Source organism: Streptomyces sp. NPDC006393, from assembly GCF_040628575.1.
Taxonomy (GTDB): domain Bacteria; phylum Actinomycetota; class Actinomycetes; order Streptomycetales; family Streptomycetaceae; genus Streptomyces.
The window spans coordinates 17,466-39,528 of sequence record NZ_JBEXZD010000057.1; the positions used below are offsets into that span (position 1 = coordinate 17,466).

General features: G+C 70.6%; 15 protein-coding genes, 1 tRNA gene and 2 pseudogenes. 7 read left to right on the plus strand and 11 right to left on the minus strand.

Annotated features, from left to right (window positions below; genetic code table 11):
* Position 1 precedes the first annotated feature (1 nt).
* The 4 genes from ABZ484_RS22780 to ABZ484_RS22795 form a co-directional block, all read right to left on the minus strand.
* Complete coding sequence (locus ABZ484_RS22780; protein ID WP_358867748.1) at positions 2-1,366, minus strand: MFS transporter; 1,365 nt, start codon at positions 1,364-1,366, stop codon at positions 2-4.
* A gap of 171 nt (positions 1,367-1,537) precedes the next feature.
* Positions 1,538-3,673: an acetate--CoA ligase family protein gene (locus ABZ484_RS22785; RefSeq protein WP_358867749.1), complete on the minus strand. Its 2,136-nt coding sequence runs from the start codon at positions 3,671-3,673 to the stop codon at positions 1,538-1,540.
* Between the two features lie 4 nt (positions 3,674-3,677).
* Positions 3,678-4,910 carry a formyl-CoA transferase gene (frc, locus tag ABZ484_RS22790; protein ID WP_358867750.1) on the minus strand — a complete coding sequence of 411 codons (1,233 nt, stop codon included), beginning with the start codon at positions 4,908-4,910 and terminating at the stop codon, positions 3,678-3,680.
* Positions 4,911-4,921: 11 nt separating this feature from the next.
* The gene (locus ABZ484_RS22795; protein WP_358867751.1) at positions 4,922-6,631 is read right to left on the minus strand and encodes a thiamine pyrophosphate-binding protein; all 1,710 of its coding nucleotides are present in this window, start codon (positions 6,629-6,631) and stop codon (positions 4,922-4,924) included.
* A gap of 177 nt (positions 6,632-6,808) precedes the next feature.
* Here ABZ484_RS22795 and sucC point away from each other — a divergent pair, with 177 nt between their 5' ends.
* The 4 genes from sucC (at position 6,809) to ABZ484_RS22815 (ending at position 10,653) form a co-directional block, all read left to right on the plus strand.
* The gene (gene sucC / locus ABZ484_RS22800; protein ID WP_358867752.1) at positions 6,809-7,939 is read left to right on the plus strand and encodes an ADP-forming succinate--CoA ligase subunit beta; all 1,131 of its coding nucleotides are present in this window, start codon (positions 6,809-6,811) and stop codon (positions 7,937-7,939) included.
* 14 nt (positions 7,940-7,953) lie between these two features.
* The gene (sucD, locus tag ABZ484_RS22805) at positions 7,954-8,838 is read left to right on the plus strand and encodes a succinate--CoA ligase subunit alpha (RefSeq protein WP_358867753.1); all 885 of its coding nucleotides are present in this window, start codon (positions 7,954-7,956) and stop codon (positions 8,836-8,838) included.
* Between the two features lie 32 nt (positions 8,839-8,870).
* Positions 8,871-10,412, plus strand: coding sequence for an aldehyde dehydrogenase family protein (locus ABZ484_RS22810; RefSeq protein WP_358867767.1), 1,542 nt, complete (start codon positions 8,871-8,873; stop codon positions 10,410-10,412).
* A 156-nt stretch (positions 10,413-10,568) separates the two neighbouring features.
* Positions 10,569-10,653: transfer RNA gene (locus ABZ484_RS22815), tRNA-Leu, on the plus strand.
* Here ABZ484_RS22815 and ABZ484_RS22820 read toward each other — a convergent pair.
* From ABZ484_RS22820 to ABZ484_RS22830, 3 genes are all read right to left on the minus strand, one after another.
* A complete protein-coding gene (locus tag ABZ484_RS22820; protein ID WP_358867768.1) occupies positions 10,618-11,382 on the minus strand; it encodes a recombinase family protein in 765 nt (254 codons plus the stop codon). The genes ABZ484_RS22815 and ABZ484_RS22820 overlap by 36 nt on opposite strands.
* Complete coding sequence (locus ABZ484_RS22825; protein WP_358867754.1) at positions 11,379-11,636, minus strand: hypothetical protein; 258 nt, start codon at positions 11,634-11,636, stop codon at positions 11,379-11,381. The genes ABZ484_RS22820 and ABZ484_RS22825 overlap by 4 nt, the downstream gene beginning before the upstream one ends.
* Positions 11,637-11,771: 135 nt before the next feature.
* Entirely contained in the window at positions 11,772-12,620 is an 849-nt protein-coding gene (locus ABZ484_RS22830) for a hypothetical protein (RefSeq protein ID WP_358867755.1), read from the minus strand.
* Between the two features lie 633 nt (positions 12,621-13,253).
* On the opposite strand from ABZ484_RS22830, the pseudogene ABZ484_RS22835 reads away from it, so the two are divergent.
* Positions 13,254-13,346: pseudogene (locus ABZ484_RS22835) on the plus strand (winged helix-turn-helix domain-containing protein); the annotation flags it as partial.
* 415 nt (positions 13,347-13,761) lie between these two features.
* Here ABZ484_RS22835 and ABZ484_RS22840 read toward each other — a convergent pair.
* A complete protein-coding gene (locus ABZ484_RS22840) occupies positions 13,762-14,550 on the minus strand; it encodes a tetratricopeptide repeat protein (RefSeq protein ID WP_358867769.1) in 789 nt (262 codons plus the stop codon).
* Between the two features lie 137 nt (positions 14,551-14,687).
* On the opposite strand from ABZ484_RS22840, the pseudogene ABZ484_RS22845 reads away from it, so the two are divergent.
* Positions 14,688-14,888: pseudogene (locus tag ABZ484_RS22845) on the plus strand (acetyl-coenzyme A synthetase); the annotation flags it as partial.
* Between the two features lie 183 nt (positions 14,889-15,071).
* Here ABZ484_RS22845 and ABZ484_RS22850 read toward each other — a convergent pair.
* The 3 genes from ABZ484_RS22850 to ABZ484_RS22860 all read right to left on the minus strand — a co-directional run bounded on the left by ABZ484_RS22850 (position 15,072) and on the right by ABZ484_RS22860 (position 20,167).
* A complete protein-coding gene (locus ABZ484_RS22850) occupies positions 15,072-16,325 on the minus strand; it encodes an Ig-like domain-containing protein (RefSeq protein ID WP_358867756.1) in 1,254 nt (417 codons plus the stop codon).
* A 258-nt stretch (positions 16,326-16,583) separates the two neighbouring features.
* Complete coding sequence (locus ABZ484_RS22855) at positions 16,584-18,704, minus strand: alkaline phosphatase family protein (RefSeq protein WP_358867757.1); 2,121 nt, start codon at positions 18,702-18,704, stop codon at positions 16,584-16,586.
* Positions 18,705-18,958: 254 nt separating this feature from the next.
* Positions 18,959-20,167, minus strand: a complete 1,209-nt coding sequence (locus ABZ484_RS22860; protein WP_358867758.1) for a cytochrome P450 — start codon at positions 20,165-20,167, stop codon at positions 18,959-18,961.
* 475 nt (positions 20,168-20,642) lie between these two features.
* On the opposite strand from ABZ484_RS22860, the gene ABZ484_RS22865 reads away from it, so the two are divergent.
* Positions 20,643-22,037: a LytTR family transcriptional regulator DNA-binding domain-containing protein gene (locus ABZ484_RS22865; protein ID WP_358867759.1), complete on the plus strand. Its 1,395-nt coding sequence runs from the start codon at positions 20,643-20,645 to the stop codon at positions 22,035-22,037.
* The last annotated feature ends 26 nt before the right edge of the window (positions 22,038-22,063 follow it).

Sequence of the window (22,063 nt, forward strand, 5' to 3'; positions counted from 1 at the left end):
GTCAGGCCATCTCCTCGCCGAGAGGGTGGGGATTGGGGACGACGCGCCGGGCGCTGAGCCTGCCCGGCGCCTTGAGGAACAGCGCCACTGCGGCGCAGGCGAGCCCGGTGCAGCCCGCCAGGAGGAACGCGGCGTGCGGGTCCCGCGCGGCGTACGCCGCGGCACCCGTGCCGCAGACGGCGGCGACCGGCAGCAGCCAGGCGCCGGCGAGCAGTCCGTGGACGCTCGCGCTGTGGTTCTCACCGAAGTGGTCCGCGGCCAGCGCGCACATCAGCGCCGGTACGGCCACACCGGCCGCGCCGGTGGCGGCGGCACAGCCGAGAAGGAGCGCACCGCTGCCCGTGCGGTCCGCGACCGCGACGCCGAACTGTGCGGCGCCCAGCAGCAGACAGGCCACGATCAGGATGGCGCGCCGACCCCAGCGGTCCGACAGCGCGCCGCCCGCGGCCGCCGCGGCGCCACCCGCGACGGTCACCGCCCGCACCACCCGGCCACCGGGCCCGAACTCCCCGCCGTACACGGTGAGCAGGCAGACGCCGAGCACGGTGACACCGGCCGCGCCCAGCAGGCAGAGCCACATCAGCCACAGGGCCGGGGTGCGGGCGGCCTGCCGGAGGGTGTGGTGGCGCACGGCGGGCGGGTTCTTCTCCCGTGCGCGCCGGGCGCCGGGGTCCGCCGGCACGGACCGCGGGTCGGGACGCGGCGGCCACCAGTTGCGCGGCGGGTCCCGGAGGAACCGGCCGGCACCGGCCACGGCCAGGGCCGCCGAGGCACCCGCGACCGCGAGCAGGACCCGCGGGTCGGCGTCCGCGACCGGGCGGAGAAGAAGCGGTACGGCCCCGAGGGCGAGTCCGCTCGCCACGACGGCCGTGGGGCCGCCCCGGCGTTCGGGCCACCAGGTGCCCGGCAGCGTCAGACAGGTCGCCTGGACCAGCCCGGCGCCCGCACCGGCGCACACGGCGAACCCCAGGCGGGCGACGGTGAGATGCGGGGCGAGGGCGAGCGCCAGGTACCCGGCCAGGGTGCCGAACGCTCCCGTCGCCATGGCCGCCCGGGCGGGAAGCCGGCCGCTCTCCCGCAGCCGCCCGGCCGGCAGGACCACGGCCGCCTGGCACAACGCCCACAGCCCGGCCGGCCACCCGAGGTCCCCGCCCCACCGGTGGGCGGCCCGGAGACCCGACTGCGCCGCGAGGAACGCGTAGGCGGCGCAACTGATGCCCGCCATGCCCACCCAGGGCAGGACGACCATCCAGATCCGGCCACGGCCCAGCAGATCGGCATCGCTCTCGCCGACCCGGTACACACGGCCCCTGCGGTCACGCACCTCCCGGCAGACCGGGGAGGCGGGTGGATCGATGGTTTCCATCTCGCGGTAGCACCCCTTGCGTCGAAAGTTCTGGCCGGTGCCCCCCGTCCATTGCCTTTCGTGCGCGCACGGGTCCCGGGCGCGGCCGACGCGCACCGCCGGCCGCCCCTCAGCTGACTCAGCTCATGTACCGCCCCCTCGGCACACCACGAGACGTGACGCTCACGCGGCTCACGACAGCAGCCCCGCCGCCCGCGCCCACCGATACTTCGCACCGAGCACGGCCACCGGCTTCTCCGTCGTGTACGGGTACGCCACGACCCTCCGCTCGAAGAGGTACTGGCAGGCCTCCTCCACCTCCACGTCACCGGCGAGCGAGGCCACCACCGGCTTCTGGATCCCGCGTTCGCGGAACTCGGCCACCACCCGGGCGGTCAGCTCGGCGAACACCATGGGAGGGGTGACGATGGTGTGCCAGTAGCCGAGGACGAGCGCGTGGATGCGCGGATCCTCCAGGCCGAGACGGATCGTCGCCTCGTACGTCGACGGCGGCTCGCCCCCGGTGATGTCCACCGGGTTGCCGGCGGCGCCGAACGGCGGGATGAAGCGGCGGAACGCCTCGTCCAGGTCCGGCGGGATCTCCATCAGCGACAGCCCGTTGTCGGTCACCGCGTCGGACAGCAGCACCCCGCTGCCGCCGGCGCCGGTGATGATGACCACGTTGTCGCCCTGAGGAGTGGGCAGCACGGGCAGCGCGCGGGCGTACTCCAGCATGTCGTTCAGACCGGGCGCCCGGATGACGCCCGCCTGCCGCAGGATGTCGTCGTACACGGCGTCGTCGCCCGCCAGCGCGCCGGTGTGCGACCCGGCGGCCTTCGCGCCCGCCGCCGTACGGCCCGCCTTCAGCACCACGACCGGCTTCTTCGGCACCGTGGCCCGCGCGGCCTCCACGAAGGCACGGCCGTCCTTGAGGTCCTCCAGGTGCATCGCGATGCACTCGGTGTGCGGGTCCTCGCCGAACCAGGTCAGCAGGTCGTCCTCGTCCAGGTCCGACTTGTTGCCGAGGCCCACGATCGCCGACACGCCCGTCTTCGTGGTGCGGGCGAAGCCCAGGATCGCCATGCCGATCCCGCCGGACTGGGAGGTCAGCGCCACCCCGCCCTTGACGTCGTACGGCGTGCAGAACGTGGCGCACAGGTCCTGCCAGGTCGAGTAGTAGCCGTAGATGTTCGGCCCGAGCAGCCGGATCCCGTACCGCTCGGCGATCGCCACGATCTCGGCCTGGAGCGCGTGCTCGCCGGTCTCCGCGAACCCGGAGGGGATCAGCACCGCGTTGGGGATCTTCTTCCGTCCCACCTCCTCCAGGGCCGAGGCCACGAACTTGGCGGGGATAGCGAAGACCGCCACATCCACCTCACCGGGAACGTCCGTGACACTCTTGTACGCCTTGCGGCCCAGAATGTCATCGGCCTTGGGGTTCACCGGATGGATCTCCCCGGCGAAGCCGCCGTCGACGAGGTTGCGCATCACCGAGTTGCCGATCTTCCCCGGCTCGTTGGAGGCGCCGACGACGGCCACCGATGACGGCTGCATCAGGCGCCGCATCGAGGTGAGGATCTCGTCGCGGGTGTATTTCCTGCGTGCCGGTGGCTGCTCGTCGGCCAGGATCACCCGGATGTCGGCCGCGACCGCACCCTCCGATGTCGCGATCACCGGGTTGAGGTCCACCTCGACGATCTCCGGGAAGTCCGCGACCAGTTGGGAGACCCGGCGGATCTGTTCGGCGAGCGCCCACCGGTCCACGCCCGCCCGTCCGCGCACCCCGCGCAGGACGTCCGCGGCACGGATCGAGTCCAGCATGGACAGCGCCTCGTCGGCGTCCACGGGCGCCAGGCGGAACGTCACGTCCTTCAGCACCTCGACGAGGACACCGCCCAGCCCGAAGGCCACCACCTTCCCGAACGTCGGGTCGGTCACCGCGCCGACGATGACCTCCTGCCCCTCGGGCAGCAGCTCCTGCACCTGCACGCCGTCGATACGGGCGTCGGCGTCGTAAGCCCGGGCGTTCTCGACGATACGGTGAAACGCCGCCCGTACGTCCGCCGCGCCCGCCACGCCGACCACGACCCCGCCGGCGTCGGTCTTGTGCAGGATGTCCGGCGACACGATCTTCATCACCACCGGTCCGCCGAAGCGCGCCGCGCACGCCACGGCCTCCTCCACGTCCCGCGCCAGCTCCTCGCCCGGTACGGCGATCCCGTAGGCGTCGGCGATCACCTTGCCCTCGGGTGCGGTGAGGGCGCGGCGGCCCTCCGCCCGCACCGAGTCGAGCAGGGCGCGCACCCTCAGCTCCCGGTCCTCGGCCATCACGTCAGATCACCCCGTTCGACTTCAGCAGGCGCAGCTCCTCGTCGCCGAGGCCCAGCTCGCCGACGTAGACCTCTTCGTTGTGCTCGCCGAGCAGCGGTGAACCGACGACCTCGACGGGGGAGTCGGACAGCTTCAGCGGGCTGCCGACGGTGACGAACTCGCCGCGCTCGGGGTGGGGGACGCGCACCACCATCTCGTTGGCGACCAGCGACTCGTCCTCGATGATCTCCCTGGTGGACAGGATCGGCCCGCACGGGATGTTGTGGGCGTTGAGCCTCTCCAGCACCTCCCACTTGGGCAGGGTCGAGGACCACTCCTCGATCAGCTGGAACATCTTGTTCAGGCGGGGCAGCCGGGCCTCCGGGGTGGCCCAGTCGGGGTCGTCGGCCAGTTCGGGCCGGCCGATCAGCTCGCTGATGGGCTTCCAGCCGACCGGCTGCACGATCACGTACACGTAGTCGTTGGGGCCGCCCGGCGCGCACTTGACCGCCCAGCCCGGCTGCCCGCCGCCGGAGGCGTTCCCGGAGCGGGGGACCTCGTCGCCGAAGTCCTCGTTGGGGTACTCGGCGAGCGGGCCGTGGGCCAGGCGCTGCTGGTCGCGCAGCTTGACCCGGCACAGGTTGAGCACCGCGTGCTGCATGGCCACGTTGACCCGCTGCCCGCGCCCGGTCCGCTCCCGCTGGAACAGCGCGGCGAGTACTCCGGCGACCAGGTGCACCCCGGTCCCGGAGTCACCGATCTGCGCGCCGGTCGCCGTCGGCGGCCCGTCCTCGAAGCCGGTGGTCGACATGGACCCGCCCATGGCCTGCGCGACGACCTCGTACGCCTTGAAGTTCGTGTACGGGCCCTCGCCGAACCCCTTGATGGAGGCGTAGACGAGCCGCGGGTTGATCTCCTTGATCCGGTCCCAGGTGAATCCCATCCGGTCGACGGCTCCCGGGCCGAAGTTCTCCACCATGACGTCCGAGCGGCGGATCAGCTCGGTCAGCAGTTCCTTGCCGCGTTCGGTCTTGGTGTTGAGCGTGATGCTGCGCTTGTTGCAGTTGAGCATCGTGAAGTAGAGGGAGTCGACGTCCGGGAGGTCGCGCAGCTGCTTGCGCGTGATGTCGCCGGTGGGCGCCTCCAGCTTGACGACGTCCGCACCGAGCCAGGCCAGCAGCTGGGTGGCGGAGGGGCCGGACTGGACGTGCGTCATGTCCAGGACTCGGATGCCTTCAAGTGCCTTGCCCGTCATGGACGTTCTCCTCACTTGTACATCGTCTGGTTCATCGTTCCGGGGGCGTAGGCGTCCGGGTCCACCCAGACGTTGATCAGGGAGGGCTTGCCCGACTCGCGGGCGCGCCGGAGGGCGGGGCCGATGTCGGCGGGGTCGCGGACCTCCTCGCCGTGACCGCCGAGCATCCGCGCGAACTTGTCGTAGTGGACGTCGCCGAGGGTGTTGCCGACCCGCTCGCGCTCCTTGCCGTACTTGGCGGCCTGGCCGTAGCGGATCTGGTTCATCGAGGAGTTGTTGCCGACGATCCCGACGAAGGGCAGGTCGTAGCGGACCAGCGTCTCGAAGTCCCAGCCGGTGAGGGAGAAGGCACCGTCGCCGAAGAGGGCGACGACCTCCTTGTCGGGGCGGGCCTGCTTGGCGGCGAGCACGAAGGGGATGCCGACGCCGAGGGTGCCGAGCGGGCCCGGGTCCATCCAGTGGCCCGGCGACTTGGGCTGTACGACCTGTCCGGAGAAGGTGACGATGTCGCCGCCGTCGCCGATGTAGATCGAGTCCTCGGTGAGGAAGTCGTTGATCTCGCTGACCAGCCGGTAGGGGTGGATGGGGGAGGCGTCGGACCTCAGCTGCGGCAGCCGCTTGTCGATCGCGGTCTGCTCGGCGGCGCGCAGCTCGTCGAGCCACTCCTTGCGCCGGGCGGCGCCGCCGTTGAGGCGGCCGGAGGCGGCTTCGGTCACGGACTTCAGCACCAGCCCCGCGTCACCGACGATGCCGAGGTCGATGTCGCGGTTCTTGCCGACGGTCCGGTAGTCGAGGTCGATCTGCACGACCGTCGCCTCGGGGGAGAGCCGCTTGCCGTAGCCCATGCGGAAGTCGAAGGGGGTCCCGACGATCACGATGACGTCGGCGTTCGAGAAGGCGTACCGGCGGGAGAGCTGGAAGTGGTGCGGGTCGCCGGGCGGGAGGGTGCCGCGTCCGGCGCCGTTCATGTACGCGGGGATGTTCAGGGTCCGCACGAGCTCGATGGCGGCCTCGGTGCCGCGGGTCGTCCAGACCTGACTGCCCAGCAGGATGGCGGGCTTCTCGGCGTGGACGAGGAGGTCGGCGAGGGCCTCGACCGCCTCGGGGTCGCCGGCCGAGCGGGTGGAGGCGCGGTAGTGGCCGGCGGCCGGGACGCGGGCCTTGTCGCGCGGGACCTTGGCGTCGAGCACGTCCCTGGGGATCTCCAGGAAGGACGGCCCTGGTGCCCCGTGGTAACACTCGCGGAACGCCATCGACACCATGTCCGCCGCCCGTGCGGTGTCCGGCACCGTCGCCGCGAATTTGGTGATGGGCGTCATCATGTCGACGTGCGGAAGGTCCTGGAGGGACCCCATCTTGTGCTGGGTGTGGGCCCCCTGACCGCCTATCAGCAGCATCGGGGACTCCGCGCGGAAGGCGTTGGCGACACCGGTGACGGCGTCCGTCGTACCGGGACCGGCAGTGACGACCGCACAGCCGGGTTTGCCGGTCAGGCGCGCGTAGCCGTCGGCCGCGTGGGCGGCGACCTGCTCGTGTCGTACGTCGACGACCTCGATGCCCTCGTCGACGCAGCCGTCGTAGATGTCGATGATGTGGCCACCGCACAGGGTGTAGATGCGGTCGACTCCCTCAGCCTTGAGGGCCTTGGCGACGAGATGGCCGCCGGAGATCACGTCCTCGGTGTGCCGGGCCTGCTGGGCGTCCTGGGTGTCGTCGGGCATGGCGAAGTCCTGTCCCTTCGTAGGGGTGGAACTGCTCTCGCGGTACATTGCATACAGTCGACGAATACTGTATGAAGCTTGTTATCCCGCATCCGGTGGGTGGTGTCCAGGGGGTGTGCGGCACTTTTCAGTCATCGCCGGTTCGGCCTCGCGATGACTTCGCAGACAGGAGCCGAGATGGACCTGTACGAACACCAGGCAAGGGAACTCTTCGAAGAACACGGCATCGTGGTGCCGAGGGCGGAGGTCACCGACTCGCCCCTTCAGGCGCGCGAGATCGCCCGCCGGCTCGGCGGACGCGTCGTCGTCAAGGCGCAGGTGAAGACCGGCGGCCGGGGCAAGGCGGGCGGCGTGAGGATGGCCGCCGACCCCAAGGCCGCCGAGCTGACCGCACGTCAGCTCCTCGGCATGGACATCAAGGGCCACACGGTGGGCACGGTGATGCTGGCCCAACCGGTCGATGTGGAACAGGAGTTCTACGTCTCCTACGTCCTCGACCGCGCCGCCGGCCGCTTCCTCGCGATCGCCTCGGCCGAGGGCGGCATGGAGATCGAGGAGGTCGCCGCCCGCAGGCCGGAGGCGGTCGCCCGGGTGCACATCGATCCGGCCCAGGGCGTCACCCCGGCGCGGGCGAGCGAGATCGCCGAGGCGGCCGGGCTCCCACCGCAGACCGTCGACGTCCTGGTACGGCTGTGGGAGGTGCTGGTCCGCGAGGACGCCGTCCTCGTCGAGGTCAACCCGCTCGTACGCACCGCGCAGGGCCGGATCGTCGCCCTCGACGGCAAGGTCACCCTCGACGACAACGCCCGCTTCCGGCAGGCGCGTTGGGGAGCCGAGGAGTCCCCGCACGACGACCCGCTGGAGGCGGCGGCCGCCGCCAAGGGGCTCAACTACGTCAGGCTCGACGGCGAGGTCGGCGTCATCGGCAACGGCGCCGGACTCGTCATGTCGACGCTGGACGTGGTGGCCGGCTGCGGCGCCCGGCCCGCCAACTTCCTCGACATCGGCGGCGGGGCGTCGGCGCAGGTGATGGCCGACGGACTGACCGTCATCCTCTCCGACCCGGCGGTCAAGTCCGTCCTCGTCAACGTCTTCGGCGGCATCACCGCCTGCGACGCGGTCGCCGAGGGCATCGTCCGGGCCCTGGACACGGTGCGGCTGACCAGACCACTGGTCGTACGCCTGGACGGCAACAACGCCGCGCGCGGCCGCGCCGTCCTCGACGCACGCGCGCACCCCCTGGTCCACCAGGCCACCACCATGGACGGCGCCGCCCGCCGTGCCGCCGAACTCGCCACCGCAGCCTAAGGAGACGGCAGGTCATGGCCATCCACCTCACCAAGGACAGCAAGGTCCTCGTCCAGGGCATGACCGGCGGCGAGGGCATGAAGCACACCCGCCGCATGCTCGCGGCCGGCACGGACGTCGTCGGCGGAGTCAACCCGCGCAAGGCGGGCCGGACCGTCGACTTCGACGACCGTGCCGTCCCCGTCCACGGCACGGTGCGGGAAGGAAGGGAGGCGACCGGCGCGGACGTGAGCGTGGTGTTCGTCCCCCCGGCCTTCGCCAAGGCGGCGGTGCTGGAGGCCGCCGACGCGGGCATCGGCCTCGTCGTCGTCATCACCGAGGGCATCCCCGTGCACGACACCGTCGCCTTCACCGCGTACGCGCGACGGACGGGGACGCGGGTGATCGGCCCGAACTGCCCGGGCCTGATCACCCCCGGCCAGTCCAACGCGGGCATCATCCCGGCCGACATCACCAAGCCGGGCCCCATCGGACTGGTCTCCAAGTCGGGCACGCTCACCTACCAGCTCATGTACGAGCTGCGCGACATCGGCTTCTCGACCTGCGTGGGCATCGGCGGCGACCCGGTGACCGGCACCAGCCACATCGACTGCCTGGCCGCCTTCGAGGCCGACCCCGACACCGAACTGATCGTGATGATCGGCGAGATCGGCGGCGACGCCGAGGAACGCGCCGCCGCCTTCGTCCGCGACCACGTCACCAAACCCGTCGTCGGCTACATCGCGGGCTTCACGGCCCCCGAGGGCCGGACCATGGGCCACGCGGGCGCCATCGTCTCCGGCTCGACGGGCACGGCGCAGGCGAAGAAGGCCGCGCTGGAGGCGGCCGGAGTGGCGGTGGGCGGCACACCGACCCAGACGGCGCGCCTCGCACTGGCGGCGCTGGGAGCGCGCGCGTGAGCGCACCGACGCACCGGGAGCGGAGCAATCTGATGGCATCCACCCTCACCCTCAAATCCCACACCTCCTGGGGCGACGCGTGGCAGCGCTGCCTCGCCGTCGCGCCCGAGGCGTTCCGGGACGAGCGCGTCCTGAACCTCTGGAACGCCGCCTGGCAGGCGGACGGCCGGCCGCTCCCCGCGACCAGCCCGGTCGACGGCCGCCCCACGGCGGGCCCGCCCCGCCTGGACGCGGCCACCGCGGAACGAGCCGTACGGGCGGCCCTGGACCAGCACCGCGCCTGGCGCCACGTCCTTCTGCCCGAACGCCGCGCCCGGATCGCGGCCGCCCTCGACGCCCTCACCGAGCACCGCGCGCTCCTGGCCCTGCTGCTGGTCTGGGAGATCGGCAAACCGTGGCGGCTGGCGCAGGCGGACGTCGACCGGGCCATCGACGGAGTGCGCTGGTACGTCGACGGCATCGAGCCGATGATCGCGAACCGTTCCCCTCTGGACGGCCCGGTCTCGAACATCGCCAGCTGGAACTACCCGATGAGCGTGCTCGTCCACGCGATGCTGGTCCAGGCCCTGGCGGGCAACGCGGTCATCGCCAAGACCCCGACCGACGGCGGCGTGGCCTGTCTCACCCTGGCCTGTGCGCTGGCCGCCCGCGAGGGCGTGCCCGTCACCCTGGTCAGCGGCAGCGGACGCGAACTCTCCGAGGCGCTGGTGCGGGCGCCGGAGATCGGCTGCGTCTCCTTCGTCGGAGGCCGGGACACCGGCGCGGCGGTGGCCACGGCGGTGGCCGACCTCGGCAAACGGCACATCCTCGAACAGGAGGGCCTGAACACCTGGGGCATCTGGAACCACAGCGACTGGGAGGCCTTCGCGGCCGTCGTCCCCAAACTGTTCGACTACGGCAAGCAGCGCTGCACCGCCTACCCGCGCTTCGTCGTCCAGCGCGCGCTGTTCGACGAGTTCCTGGCGGCGTACCTTCCGGCCGTGCGCGCCGTGCGGGTCGGCCACCCCCTGGCCGTGGAGCGGCCGGACGCCCCCTTCCCCGAGCTGGACTACGGCCCCCTGATCAACGCCGCCAAGGCGAAGGAACTCACGGACCAGGTGACGGAGGCCGTCGACCGCGGCGCGGTCCCCCTGCACCGGGGCCGACCGCAGGACGCCCGCTTCCTCCCGGGCCAGGACACCTCGGCGTACGTCCACCCGGTCACCCTGCTGAACCCGCCCCCGTCCTCCCCCCTCCACCACGCCGAACCCTTCGGCCCCGTCGACACGATCGTCCTGGTCGACACCGAGGCGGAACTGCTGGCGGCGATGAACGCCTCGAACGGCGCGCTGGTCGCCACCCTGTCGACCGACGACAGGGCCACCTTCGACCGCCTGGCCCCCCAGATCCGGGCCTTCAAGGTGGGCCACGGCACCCCCCGCTCCCGAGGCGACCGGGACGAGCTCTTCGGCGGCTTCGGCGCGGCCTGGCGCGGCGCCTTCGTCGGCGGCGAACTCCTGATCCGCGCGGTGACCCAGGGCGTACCGGGGGAGCGGCTGCCGGGGAACTTCCCGGAGTACCGGCTGACCCCGTAACGTGACTGTCACCTCACACTCCGTGGTGAAGGAAGGCTGCACCACATGCCTGCCATTCCTGCCTACCCGACGGATACGCAGGTGAAAGCCACTCCGAAACCTTGGTATTGTTGTCCATGTCGCCGCGGGGCCCACCCCGTCAGGCGGCAGCACCTGGTCCGGGTGGCGGAATGGCAGACGCGCTAGCTTGAGGTGCTAGTGCCCTTTATCGGGCGTGGGGGTTCAAGTCCCCCCTCGGACACTCGCTATAGGGGTACGGAATCGAGGGCCTCGACCTTACGGTCGCGGCCCTCGTTGCGTTGTCGTAGCTGATGGTGATGCCGAGGGCTTCGTAGAGGGGCCCCTTCTTCAGCGGCGGCTGTCTGGATGCGTTGTGCGATGTCTCCGAATCTCTCAGTGATCGCCCGGATCTGGTCGTCGGTGAGGGGCGATTCCTTCTTTCGGGCGGCCGGCAGTGCGTCGGGCTTCTTCTGCGCCGCGTTCTTATCCCGTTGTGCGTCGTTGATCCACTGGGTGACGACGGCGGGGTCAGCTCCGGCGTCGAGGGCAGCCTGGTAGCGGGCGAGCCGCCGGTCACATTCCTTGATCGCCTGGCGGGCCTGGGTGGGCGTTCCTGCCGCTGCTGCGTGCGGGCGCGCTTTCTGCGGGTTGCCTGTACGGCTTCGAAGAGTTTCTTGGTGACGAGTGCGTCGTTTGCCGGCTCGATGGAGTGGATCCACTCCTCGGCGGGGTTGTGCGTCATGTGGGTGCGGTGGCCGAGCGTGATGTCGTCGATGCCGATGAGGCGTTCTTCTTTGCGCTGTTTGTTCCACACCTCGTGGCCGGTGTAGCGGGGGTTGAGGAGGATCGCCCTGACGGCTCCGGGTTGCCGTGCGGTCTTCGCACGGTGCGGATTGCGCGCGGCATCGTGGGCGGAGGGGCAGGGAATGCCCTGATGGTTGAACAGGGCGGCGACGGCCCTGTCGCTCAGGCCCTAGACGTACATGGTGAAGACCGCTGCACGACGGGTGCGGCGGCGGGGTCGGGTTCGAGCTTGTGGATGCGCTGGCCGATGGCCGCTTTGGCGGGGTGGGGGTGGGGGCCGGCGTCGGCGATGCGGTAGCCGTAGGGAGGTCGGCCGCCGAGGTAGCGGCACTGCAGCTGTGCCTGGGAGCTCATGGCGGTGCGGGCGCCGATCTTGACGCGGTTGCGTTCGCCTTTGTTCATGCCGCCGAAGACGGACATGACGAGATCGTGGGCCTCGTCGTCGGGGTCGATGGGGCCGCTGACATCCGGGGCCCACAAGGGGATGCGGAAGTGGACAAGACGAAGAAGGTTTTGCCGAACTGGTTGCCTAGAAGGTGCGCTGCGGCTCTTCGATCACGACGGCGTCGAAGCCGCGATTGGGATTGCGGAGGGCTTGGAGGAGTTCGTTGGCGCGGGGTCGGCGTTGCCAGGGCAGGGAGCGACTGTGGCCGAGGTCGAAGTATTCGGCGACGATCTGTCCCCGGCCGGCTCGATGAGGGCTCGGGCGCGGGTTACCTCATCGGACGTGGACCCGGTTTCGGGCCTCAAGTAACCGATCCCGGCATGCACGATCCACTCGGCGGCCGTGGGATCGAGTTTCCAGGGGCTGACCAGCAGTGTGGCACGCAGAATGTCACGGTCTTGCACGGAGGGTGGCTCGGCGCCCAGTTTCTCCCTCCATTCCCCGTCAGTACCCCAGTGAGCGTTGGTTGCATCGTCAAGGACGCGGATGAATCGTTCGACGCGGTCAGGCCATGTGGGGTGCGCCCACCACCGGGAGCAGGCCAGGGCACCGTGGCAGGCGGTGCGGAGCAGGCCGAATCGGACGCCTCTGTCCTCCATCTGTCCGGCAAAGCCGCCGAGAACCCGATCTGCGTGGTCCTCGTATGCATCGAGGTCTTCCTGCGAGCGAGCCAACTCGCCGAGGGTCATGCCGGTAGGAAGCCTGCGCTCGGCATTCGTCAGCCATCGGAAGAGGCGACCCGCAAGGACGTCTACATCCTCGACGTCGGTCCTTGCCAGTGCGGTGCTGCTCGCCGAAGTGATCCCGGACTCAACGCACCACCCCTTCAGGCGCCGACGTATGGCATCTGTGGTGTAGCTGTTGATGCGCATCATGTCGCCGTCCGAAAGTCGGCCTTCAGCGTGCCAGTTTTCGATGCAGCTGTTCCGCCAGGCACCGTTCGTGATGCCGATCGCCACGAGGTCAAGCAACGAGGCCAGGGTCCACAGCGACCTGGCTGCGAAGGGTCTCCTCCATGAGCTCGTCGGTCATCATGGCCTGTGCCTCTTGGATCATGCGCTGTACCTCAGGGGACATGCCGTCGTCCTTTGTCATGCCTGGCGGCCTCTCGCGTGTGTCGATTGTGTGCAGATGAGAGTAAGGGGGAGCAGTGACAGTGGCTTAACCCCCAACGCGACTGCCCCTTTGCGGCTTCGGCCACTGACTCTCCTGAAGGACGTGATCAGGGCCGATCGTTCTCGGACTCTCCATACGAAATCGGCGGCTGTTGGCGCCGTGATCCCTTGGCCTGCTCGGCGCCCCACTGAGAGGTGTGCCATGAAGACCCGCACCCCCGTGTCCATCGTGATCACCTCGACCCGTGGAACAGCGCCGCGTCGTGGCCGCTCTCTGCGGTAAACGGGGTTCGGGGCAGTGGCCCGTCGGTATCGGCAGGTGGGAGGTCGCACGGCGCCTGCGAGTGAGCCCGAAGTCGGCCGGCCACTGGCAACAACCGTGGCGGGACGGCGGTGCGCGGGCTCTGGGCTTCCGTGGCCCGAGTGGATCTTGTTGCCGCCTGTCTCCGGAGGACCAGGTGTGGACGTGCGACGCGAATGGCCACGCTGATCGGCAGGAAGTTTCTCGTCGCCTACAGCGTCTCCGGGGCGACGAGGCTGATGCACCGGCTCGGCTTCAGACCGCAGGTCCCCGCACGACGGGTCGTCGAACGCGACGATCAGGCCGTGACCGCGTGGAAGGACGAGACCTGGGCGGAGGTAAAAGAGTCCGGGCGGCCTGCGGGGGTTACATCCGCTTCGACGACGGGGCGGGCTTCACCCGAAGGCCCGCCCCGAGGACGCACCTGGGGCCGGCGCCCCCCACGTCCTGCTGTGGACCCACGCGCAGGAGGTCAGCGCAGCACTCCTCGCCTTCCTGAGCAAGTGACCTCCCCCGCGGGCCCGCCCGGCGGGCCTGCGGTCAAAACCTCGGCGCTCGCTGTGACCAGGTGCCGTGTAAGCCGCACCCCGCCGAGGCGGAAGACGGTCCTCGGCCCAGGTCACCGACCCCGTGAGCGGCCCTGCACCGCGCAGCATGACCTGTTCCGCAAGATCGGCGCCGCGCTTACGGTCGAGTGCCGTCGATCTGCTCGAGCAGCGTGCGGGCTTCGGCGGTGCGGCGGTGGTCCGGGCCGAAGGAGGCCAGGCACGCATCGTGAGCGGCTGCGGCCTGGCGACGGGCTTCGGGAACGCGGCCCAACCCGAACAGGGCGGTGGCACAGGCCAGTTCGACGGCGCCCGTGTCCGGATGGCGCTGGTACTCGGGCAGAGCGCGGTACAGCTTCTCGGCGGCCTGCGCCTCGGTGAGGGCGTCCTCGTGGCGGGCTTGGCCGTTGAGACTGCGGGCCACACCGAGTCGCAGGACCAGGGACGCCCGGTCACCTGCACGATGGGCGGCCAGGGCCTCGCGGGCGAGTGCCTCGGCCTCCTGGTGGCGCCCCTGCGCATTGAGGGCGAAGACCAGCCCATTGCGGGCGGCCGCTGCCAGCAGTGACATTTCCGGTCCGGTACCGCGGTCCGCGGCCTCGGCGACGGCCGCACATTCCGCCTCGCACTCGGCGTGCTGACCGAGCGAGATCATCTGCTGAGCGCGGTCCGAGCGCAGTTTCAGGGTCAGAAAGTGATCGGCTCCGAATATCCTGCTGAAGGCGGACAGCGCTTCGTCGTAGGTGGCCAGTGCCTCGGCGTGGCGGCCCTGGGCGCCCGTCGCGAGCGCGGCGATGTTCAGCGCCACGGCCGCGTACTCGTCGTCGCGTGGCCGCGATCCGGCCACGGCACGGGCTTCGGCCTCCGCCTCGGCGTAACGCCCGGCTTCGTAAAGGGCCTTGGCCTCCCCCACAGGGGTTCCCGTCATTCGTTCGGCGTCGCTTCTGCCGCGCGACCGGAAAAGTCTCATGACCGGGAGCATACGCACGGTGCGCAGGCTGCCCGGCAAAGAGGCATCCGTTCCCGGGCCGCACCTCTCCCTCCTCCTGCTTGGCCAACTGGTCTTCCGGGCACCGGATCTCGACCGCCGAGGTCGAGTCGGCACTCGTGTCGCACCCCGCGGTGGCCGAGGCCGCCGTGGTCGGCGCCTCGGACGCGACGACGGGCCAGGCCATCGTCGCCTTCGTCATCCTGCGCGGCGGTCCCGCCCGGCCGGCGAGGGACGTCACCGATGCGCTGCGCGAGCACGTGGCCCAGGAGATCGGTCCGCCGACGCCTCGGTCATGGAGTTGATCAACACCGGTCTGAGCGACGGGTCCGCGCAGGCCGGGTGACCGGCGCCGTGTCGTGAGCGAGGACCCCGGCCTCACGGTCGGGGTCCTCGCTCACGGTCGTGGGTGATGGCGGTCCGGGCGGCGGCGGGACGCCGACCGGACGCTTCGCCGGGTGTCAGTGGGTCGTGCTGCCCGCGGTCCACTGACTCCAGGGCATGTTCCAGTCGCTGAGGCCGTTGTCCGGGGCCAGCTTGGTCGTGTCCTGGGAGTTCTTGACGATCACGACGTCACCGGTCAGCGAGTTGTCGAAGAACCACGCGGCGGGCTGCTTGCTGTCGCCGCCGCCCCTGACGTCCTTCAGGCCCACGCAGCCGTGGCTGGTGTTGACCTTGCCGAAGACCGAGTCGGCGCCCCAGTAGTTGCCGTGGATGAACGTGCCCGAGTCGGTCAGGCGCATGGCGTGCGGTACGGCCTGGATGTCGTACGAGGGCTTGCCGTCCTTCTCCGTGAGGCCGACGGTCGCGGCGTTCATGTGGACCTGCCGGAACTTCTCGGAGATGACCATCCGGCCGTTGTACGTCGGGTGCTCGGGGCTGCCGGACGAGATCGGGATGGTCTTGATCGTCTTGCCGTCCCGTACGACGGTCATCTGCTTGGTGGCGGCGTCGACCGTGCTGATCTGGCTGCGGCCGATCTTGAAGGTGACCGTCTTCTGGGTGCCGTGCAGGTCGAGCTTGACGGTGACGGTGGAGCCGGGCTTCCAGTAGTTCTCGGGGCGGAAGTCCAGGCGGTGGTCGTTGAGCCAGTGGCCGACGACCTTCTGCCCGCTGCTGGAGCCGACCTGGACCTCCGACTGCACGGCGGCCTTGTCGCCGATCGCCTTGTCGAAGTTGATCGACACCGGCATGCCCACGCCGACGGTCGAGCCGTCCTCGGGGGAGACGTGCCCGATGAAGTCGTTGGCCGGAGAGACCGTGGTGATCGTGGCGTTGCCGGTGACGGAGCGGCCCTGGGCGTCGTCGGCCTCCGCGGTGATCTGGTACTTGGTGGCCCGCTCCAGCGAGCCGTCCGGCTTCCAGGAGGTGCCGTCCGCGGACAGGGTGCCCGGGACCTCGGTACCGGTCGCCACGGCGGTCATGGTCACCTTGGTGAGCTTGCCGTTGCTGACGGTGACCTGGACGGGGTCGTCGACCCCGACCCCGTGGGCACCGTGGCCGGGCGTGATCTGTATGCGGGCCTCGGAAACGTCCTGGGCGGCCGGCTGACTCGCCGACGCCTGCGGATTCGGGTGGTTCCCGGTGTTGTCGCGGCCGGTCGCAGCGCTGCTGGTGCCGCCGAGGGCCGTGACTGCGAGTACCCCGCCGAGTACGCCGGCCGTGGCCACCAGCCCGGTGCGTCGTGTACGTGCCGTGATCAAACCGTCTCCCATACCACTGGTCTTCGGGTGCGTGCGCGCTGATCGCCCGAATTGCGCAATCAGCCATAGAGACAGTTATAAGCAGTGAATGTCCATAAACGGGTAAATTGTGGCGGAGCCCACGCGCCATGGGGTGTGTCGTGGAGTGCCCGGTGGAGTGCGCGGTGGAGTGCGGTGGAGTGCGTCGTCGAGCGCCGTCGAGCGACGGAGGTCGGTCACCGACAGTGAGCTCGCCGGCCGTGCCGAGGTCGGCGACCGCCTCCCCGCTCCTCAGCGTGTCGCCACGCGACCGGCGTACCGCTGTGTCCAGCCGGTTCCGGCACTGTCGGTGATCACCACGTCGTAGTAGCCCTGCTCGGTCGGCCAGTGGACGACCACCGACCTGCCGCCGGGCACGTGGTGGCGCCGGGTGCCGCCGGCGTAGTCGTTCGCCCTCAGGGTGTAGCGGATCGCTCGCCTGCCGTCGTTGCGCAGGGTCAGCCGGACCCTGGCGTGCCGGCCGGGGACGAGTTCCGCCTCGACGACCGGGATCGCGACGTCGGTCCGGTCGGCGGGGACGATCTGTCCGGCGAAGGAGCGCAGGAAGCCGTCGGGCCCGTAGACCGAGAAGGCGTACTTGCCGTCGGTCTCGTTCGCGTCCCAGGTGTACTCGCGCGGGTCGGAGGCGGAGACGGTGAACGGTGTGTTCGAGAAGTCGCGGTACCTGTCGGGGAAGACCTGGAGGCTGACGGCCTTGCCGTCCGGACCGCCGGTCAGCGTCATCGACGCGGTCACCGTGCCGGCGGCGCGGTCCTCGGTGAGCGTGGCGTGCGGGTGGAAGGAGAGGCCGCGTGGTCTCATCCCGCCCGCCGGGAACGACGGCGGTGTTCCGTCGACCGGGTCGGCGATGTCCACGGGGCCCGGCCGGGGGTGTGCGAAGTCGAGCGCGCTGGTCAGGTCACCGGCGATCGAGCGGCGCCAGTCGGTGATGTTCGGGCAGGTGAACGGCTTGCCGAGGTACTCGGCCCAGGTCTCGAGGAACCTGACGACCGAGGTGTGGTCGAACACCTCCGAGGCGACATGGCCGCCCCGCGTCCAGGGCGAGACCAGCAGCATCGGCACGCGCGGGCCGAAGCCGTAGGGGGTGGTGCCGGAGTACTCGCCCGCCGTGCCCGGCTCGGGGCGCGGCGGCAGCACGTGGTCGAACTTCCCGTCGTTCTCGTCGTAGGTGATGATCACCAGGGTGTGGTTCCAGATGTCCAGGTTGCTCTGCAGCGTCTGGAGCACCTTGTTCATGTAGCGCTCGCCGTGCACGGTGTCGAAGTTCGGGTGCTCGCTCCACGCCGCCGGCATGACGACCCACGAGACCTCCGGAAGCGGGTACTCTGCGTCCGGCTCACAGGCCGCGATGAGGTCCCTGAGCACCGCGTCGAGGTTCTCCTCCGAGTCGTCGTTGGGCGTGGTCGCGCCCGAGTAGACGAAGGAGTTGGCCTTCCAGATTCTGCCGGTGCCCGGGGCGAGGTCCTCCTCGTCCGCGATGCGCGGGTCGAAGGCCTTGAAGCTGTTCGTCACGTTGCAGCCGTACTCGCCGATGAAGCCGCTCTGCATGCTGCGGCCGACGCCGTTGCCGCTGTTGTCCGAGTAGACCCGCCAGTCGATGCCGGCCCGCTCCAGCTGCTCGGGCACCGTCAGCCAGGTCCGGGTGTAGTTGTTCTGCCCGGCGTTGGAGGTCTCGCCGCCCGCCGTGCCGGACATCAGGTAGTAGCGGTTCGGGATGGTCGGCCCGTGCAGCGAGCAGAAGTTCATGTCGCAGACGGTGTACTGGGAGGCGAGCGAGTACATCCACGGCATGTGGTCGGGCGTGTAGTACCACATGCAGTGGTCGCCCTTGTCCTTCACCCAGGTGTTCCAGCGGCCGCCGTTGGCGCCGTAGAAGCTGTGGTTGTCGCTCCAGGTGGCGGTGGAGACGGCCGGCGTCACGATGGTGCCGTCGGCGTCGCGCTGCTGGAAGACATCGGTGCCGTCCTGGAACTTCAGCACCTGCTTGTCACCGTGCCCCCGCACGCCCGGCAGCTGGCCGAGGTAGTGGTCGAAGGAACGGTTTTCCTGCATCAGGACCACCACGTGCCTCAGATCGGACATGTCGCCGCTGAAGCCCTCCGGCAGGTCGTCATCGGCGGCACGCGCTTCCGTGGCGCCGGCGAGGTCGGCGACGGCGCCCACGGCGAGCGCGCCGAGGGCACCCGCGGCGGTCTGGAGCGCTCTGCGCCGGGTGAACCGGAGTTCACCGCGGGGTCTCCCGGCGGACTCGGACTCGGACTCGGATTCGGACCTGGGCACGGACTCGGATTCGGACGTGGGCACGGACTCGGACGTGGGCGTGGGCGTGGGTTCCGTGGCGGTGGGTGTCATCAGTGGGACCTCTCGGGAGAAAACACTGAGCACGGGAGGGGCGAGGGCATGTCGTGGGAGGGCATGTCGTCGTGGAGGGCGGGTGCGGGGGATGGGGGCGAGGCCGGTGCGCGCGCGTCGTTCATGGACCGCACCACCGCATGACCTCCCGGGACGGACTCCGTCGCGGGAGGAACGATAACTTCCGAGCCGCCGGACCGGGTGGTGTTTCCGTCTCCGGACGGCGCCGGGGGGGCGTGCCGCCGCGCGCGAGCTCAGGGCTGGGGCTTCCAGCGCACCGGCAGCTGACGAGGGCCCCGGATGAGCATGCCCTGACGCCAGCTCAGGGCGGCCGGGTGGGCGTCGAGTTCGAGACCGGGGCAGCGCTCCAGCAGGGCACGGATCGCGATGCGCGCCTCCATGCGGGCGAGCGGCGCGCCGAGGCAGTAGTGGATGCCGTGGCCGAAGGCGACATGGCCGCCCGCGGCCCGCCGGATGTCGAAGCGGTCGGGGCCGGGGAACCGTGCCGGGTCGTGGTTCGCGTCCGCCAGGGCGACGAGGACCAGTTCACCACCGCCGGGGATGACGGTGGTGCCGATCTCGACCGGCTCCGTGGTGAACCTGAACGTCGGCGTCTCCACCGGCCCGTCGTAGCGCAGCATCTCCTCCACCGCGCTGTCGATGAGGGTCATGTCCTCGCGCAGTGCCGCGAGTTGGTCCGGATGCGTCAGCAGGGCCAGTACGCCGTTGGATATCAGATTGACCGTGGTCTCATGCCCCGCGACCAGCAGCAGCCAGGCGGTACCGCGCAGTTCCTCCGCGGACAGCCGGTCACCGTCCTCGTCGGTGGTGCGGATCAGAGCGCTCATCAGGTCCGGGCCCGGGGCCTTGCGCTTGTGCTCCAGCAGGTCGACGAGGTACGCGGACGTCTCGCGCGTCGCCGCCAGCCGCGCCCCCGGGTCGGGGTCGGTGAGGATCGTGGCCGTCCAGTCCCGGAAGGCGGCCCGGTCCAGCATCGGCACGCCGAGCAGCTCGCAGATCACCGAGATCGGCAGCGGGAACGAGAGGGCCTCGACGAGATCGGCCCGCCCCTCCGGCATCGCCGCCATCGTGTCGAGCAACTCGTCGGTGATCTCCCGTACACGCGGTGCGAGCCGCTCGATCCGGCGCGGTGTGAACTCGCGGACGACCAGCTTGCGCAGCCGCTCGTGGTCCGGCGGATCGGAGTTGAGCATGTGCGGCCCCGCGGACGGACTGGGGATCGGGAAGGAGGGCGAGGCGTTCTTCCACTGCTTGGACAACCGCGGATCCACCAGCGCGGCCCGGCCGGCCTCGTACCCGACGACGAGCCAGGCCTCCGTGCCCTCTGGAATCCGCACCCTGTGCACAGGGCCGCGCTCCCGCAGCGCCGCGTAGACCGGATAGGGATCGCGGACGAAGTCCTCGCCCATCGCGACCAGATCGATCACCTCGGCTGCCGCCATCTTCTGCCCCCCGTCTCCCGCTCCGCCCGACGCTAGCAGCGGGCACAGCTTCCGCGAAGAACGCATTCGGCCGAACCGCGCAGCCGGTCGTCACGCAGCGCCGACCTTCTCGCCACTGGGTGCGGTGCCGGCAGAGAGGCACCCCGCGGGAGCCGACGACGTCGCAGTGGCCTCAGTGGCCTCAGTGGCCTCAATAGCCTCAGTGGCCTCAGTGGCCGTGGGCGGAGCCGCGGCCGTGGCGGACGCGCGGCGGGGACGGTCGCACATGCGCGGGCAGAGGAACGTGCGCAGCCCGGTGACGGTACCTAGGGTGGGGGGTGCAGGCAGATGATATGGCCCGCAACAAGTGACGAAGCAGGAAGACGCGCGACGCGGTGCCCGGTCCGCCGTGGGCCCGGCCGCGAGGAGCGGCGACCCGCGCGGACCGCGTGCACGCCGTCGGGCGTTGGGGATGAACCAAGGGCGGTTCTGAACCATGAGGGATCCATCTCGGCTCGAGCCCGTCTCGGCGAACCTGGGCGACGGCGCGGTGCTCGCGGCGTGGGAACGGTTCGTGCAGGGCGAGGACCACGTCCCGGGCGTCCGCCCCCTGGTGGCGATCTCGTGGCGTCGCTGCCGGGAGCAGTACCGGGTCGACCCTCACCTCACTGAGGCCCCGGCAGCCGTGGCGGAGCCCGGCCACGCGCCCGAGCACGATGTCGTCTTCGCCGAGCTGGGTTTCCGTGCCGCCTCGGTGGCGCATGAAGTGGGCAACCTCGGTGGCGTCGTCACCGTCACCGATGCCACCGGCCGGATCCTGGCCGAGTGGGGTGATCAAGCCACGCTCGCCAGAGCCGACGCCGCCCATCTGGCGCCCTGGTTCTGCTGGTCCGAGTGCGCGGCCGGCACGAACGGCATGGGCACGGCCCTCGAGGCGCACGGCCCGGTGCCGATCAGGGGCGCGGAGCACTGGTGCCAGGCCTTCCACAACTGGGTCTGCGCGGGTATCGCGGTCCGCGACGTGGTGACCAGGGAACCGATCGCGGTGCTGAGCATCTGCTGCTGGCGCAGCGAGCTTCCCGCGTCCGCGGAAAGCTGGCTGGCGAACGCGGCCACCATGACCCAGCACCCGTTGAAGAGGCGCGCCCGGGACAGCGGCGCCGAGCTGGTCGCGGCCTACACCCGGGCCAGGGCACGCCCCTGTGCGGCGCTCGCCGCGGTGGACGCCGCGGGCAAGGTGGTGATCGCCGACGACACGGCGAGCGTCCTCCTGGGTGTCCCGGCCGCCACCCCGGCGGTCGACCCCACGCTGCGATGGAACCCCGGGCTGCCCGAGCTGATCGCGGCCGCCCGGCATGCCACCGGGCAGGCAGCCCGCAATCCCGGCTGGGTCGGCTCGACGCAGATCTTCGCCCACCACGCCGACGAGCCGACATCGATCAGCATCCGACCGGTCTTCTCGTCCGGACACCTGATCGGGAACCTGGTCTCGTTCGGTGCCTGCGACGGGGTGCAGTTGCCCCCGGCGGAGGGGACCGCGCACCCCCCGGTGCCGCCGCGCCGACTGGTCGCGCTGCGCGGCAACCGGATGGTGCTGCTGCGTCCGGCGGAGGTCTCCTTCGCCGAATCGCAGGGAAACGACGTATGGCTCTCCACCGACCAGGGGCGGCTGCGCGCCGCCTCCTCGTGCCTGGACAGGCTCGGCAGCGAGCTGTCGGACGCCGGCTTCCTGCGGGTGCACCGCAGGTATGTGGTCAACCTCGGCCGCGTCCGGGAGATCGAGCGCGGCCTCAAGGGCGAGCTGTCTCTGGTCATGGACGACCGCAGCGAGGAGATGGTGCCGGTTTCCCGGCGGAGCGCGCCGGCCGTGCGCCGCGCGCTGGGCATCTGACTTCCCCCGCACGACCTCTGTTCCCG

Bases quoted from the DNA above. Each gene is read 5' to 3' on its own strand.
- ABZ484_RS22810 (WP_358867767.1), top strand. From the start codon at position 8,871: ATGGCATCCACCCTCACCCTCAAATCCCACACCTCCTGGGGCGACGCG.
- ABZ484_RS22825 (WP_358867754.1), bottom strand. From the start codon at position 11,636: ATGTCCGTCTTCGGCGGCATGAACAAAGGCGAACGCAACCGCGTCAAG.
- ABZ484_RS22850 (WP_358867756.1), bottom strand. From the start codon at position 16,325: ATGGGAGACGGTTTGATCACGGCACGTACACGACGCACCGGGCTGGTG.
- ABZ484_RS22865 (WP_358867759.1), top strand. From the start codon at position 20,643: ATGAGGGATCCATCTCGGCTCGAGCCCGTCTCGGCGAACCTGGGCGAC.
- ABZ484_RS22860 (WP_358867758.1), bottom strand. From the start codon at position 20,167: ATGGCGGCAGCCGAGGTGATCGATCTGGTCGCGATGGGCGAGGACTTC.
- ABZ484_RS22840 (WP_358867769.1), bottom strand. From the start codon at position 14,550: ATGACGGGAACCCCTGTGGGGGAGGCCAAGGCCCTTTACGAAGCCGGG.
- ABZ484_RS22780 (WP_358867748.1), bottom strand. From the start codon at position 1,366: ATGGAAACCATCGATCCACCCGCCTCCCCGGTCTGCCGGGAGGTGCGT.
- ABZ484_RS22855 (WP_358867757.1), bottom strand. From the start codon at position 18,704: ATGACACCCACCGCCACGGAACCCACGCCCACGCCCACGTCCGAGTCC.
- ABZ484_RS22785 (WP_358867749.1), bottom strand. From the start codon at position 3,673: ATGGCCGAGGACCGGGAGCTGAGGGTGCGCGCCCTGCTCGACTCGGTG.
- sucC (WP_358867752.1), top strand. From the start codon at position 6,809: ATGGACCTGTACGAACACCAGGCAAGGGAACTCTTCGAAGAACACGGC.
- sucD (WP_358867753.1), top strand. From the start codon at position 7,954: ATGGCCATCCACCTCACCAAGGACAGCAAGGTCCTCGTCCAGGGCATG.
- frc (WP_358867750.1), bottom strand. From the start codon at position 4,910: ATGACGGGCAAGGCACTTGAAGGCATCCGAGTCCTGGACATGACGCAC.
- ABZ484_RS22795 (WP_358867751.1), bottom strand. From the start codon at position 6,631: ATGCCCGACGACACCCAGGACGCCCAGCAGGCCCGGCACACCGAGGAC.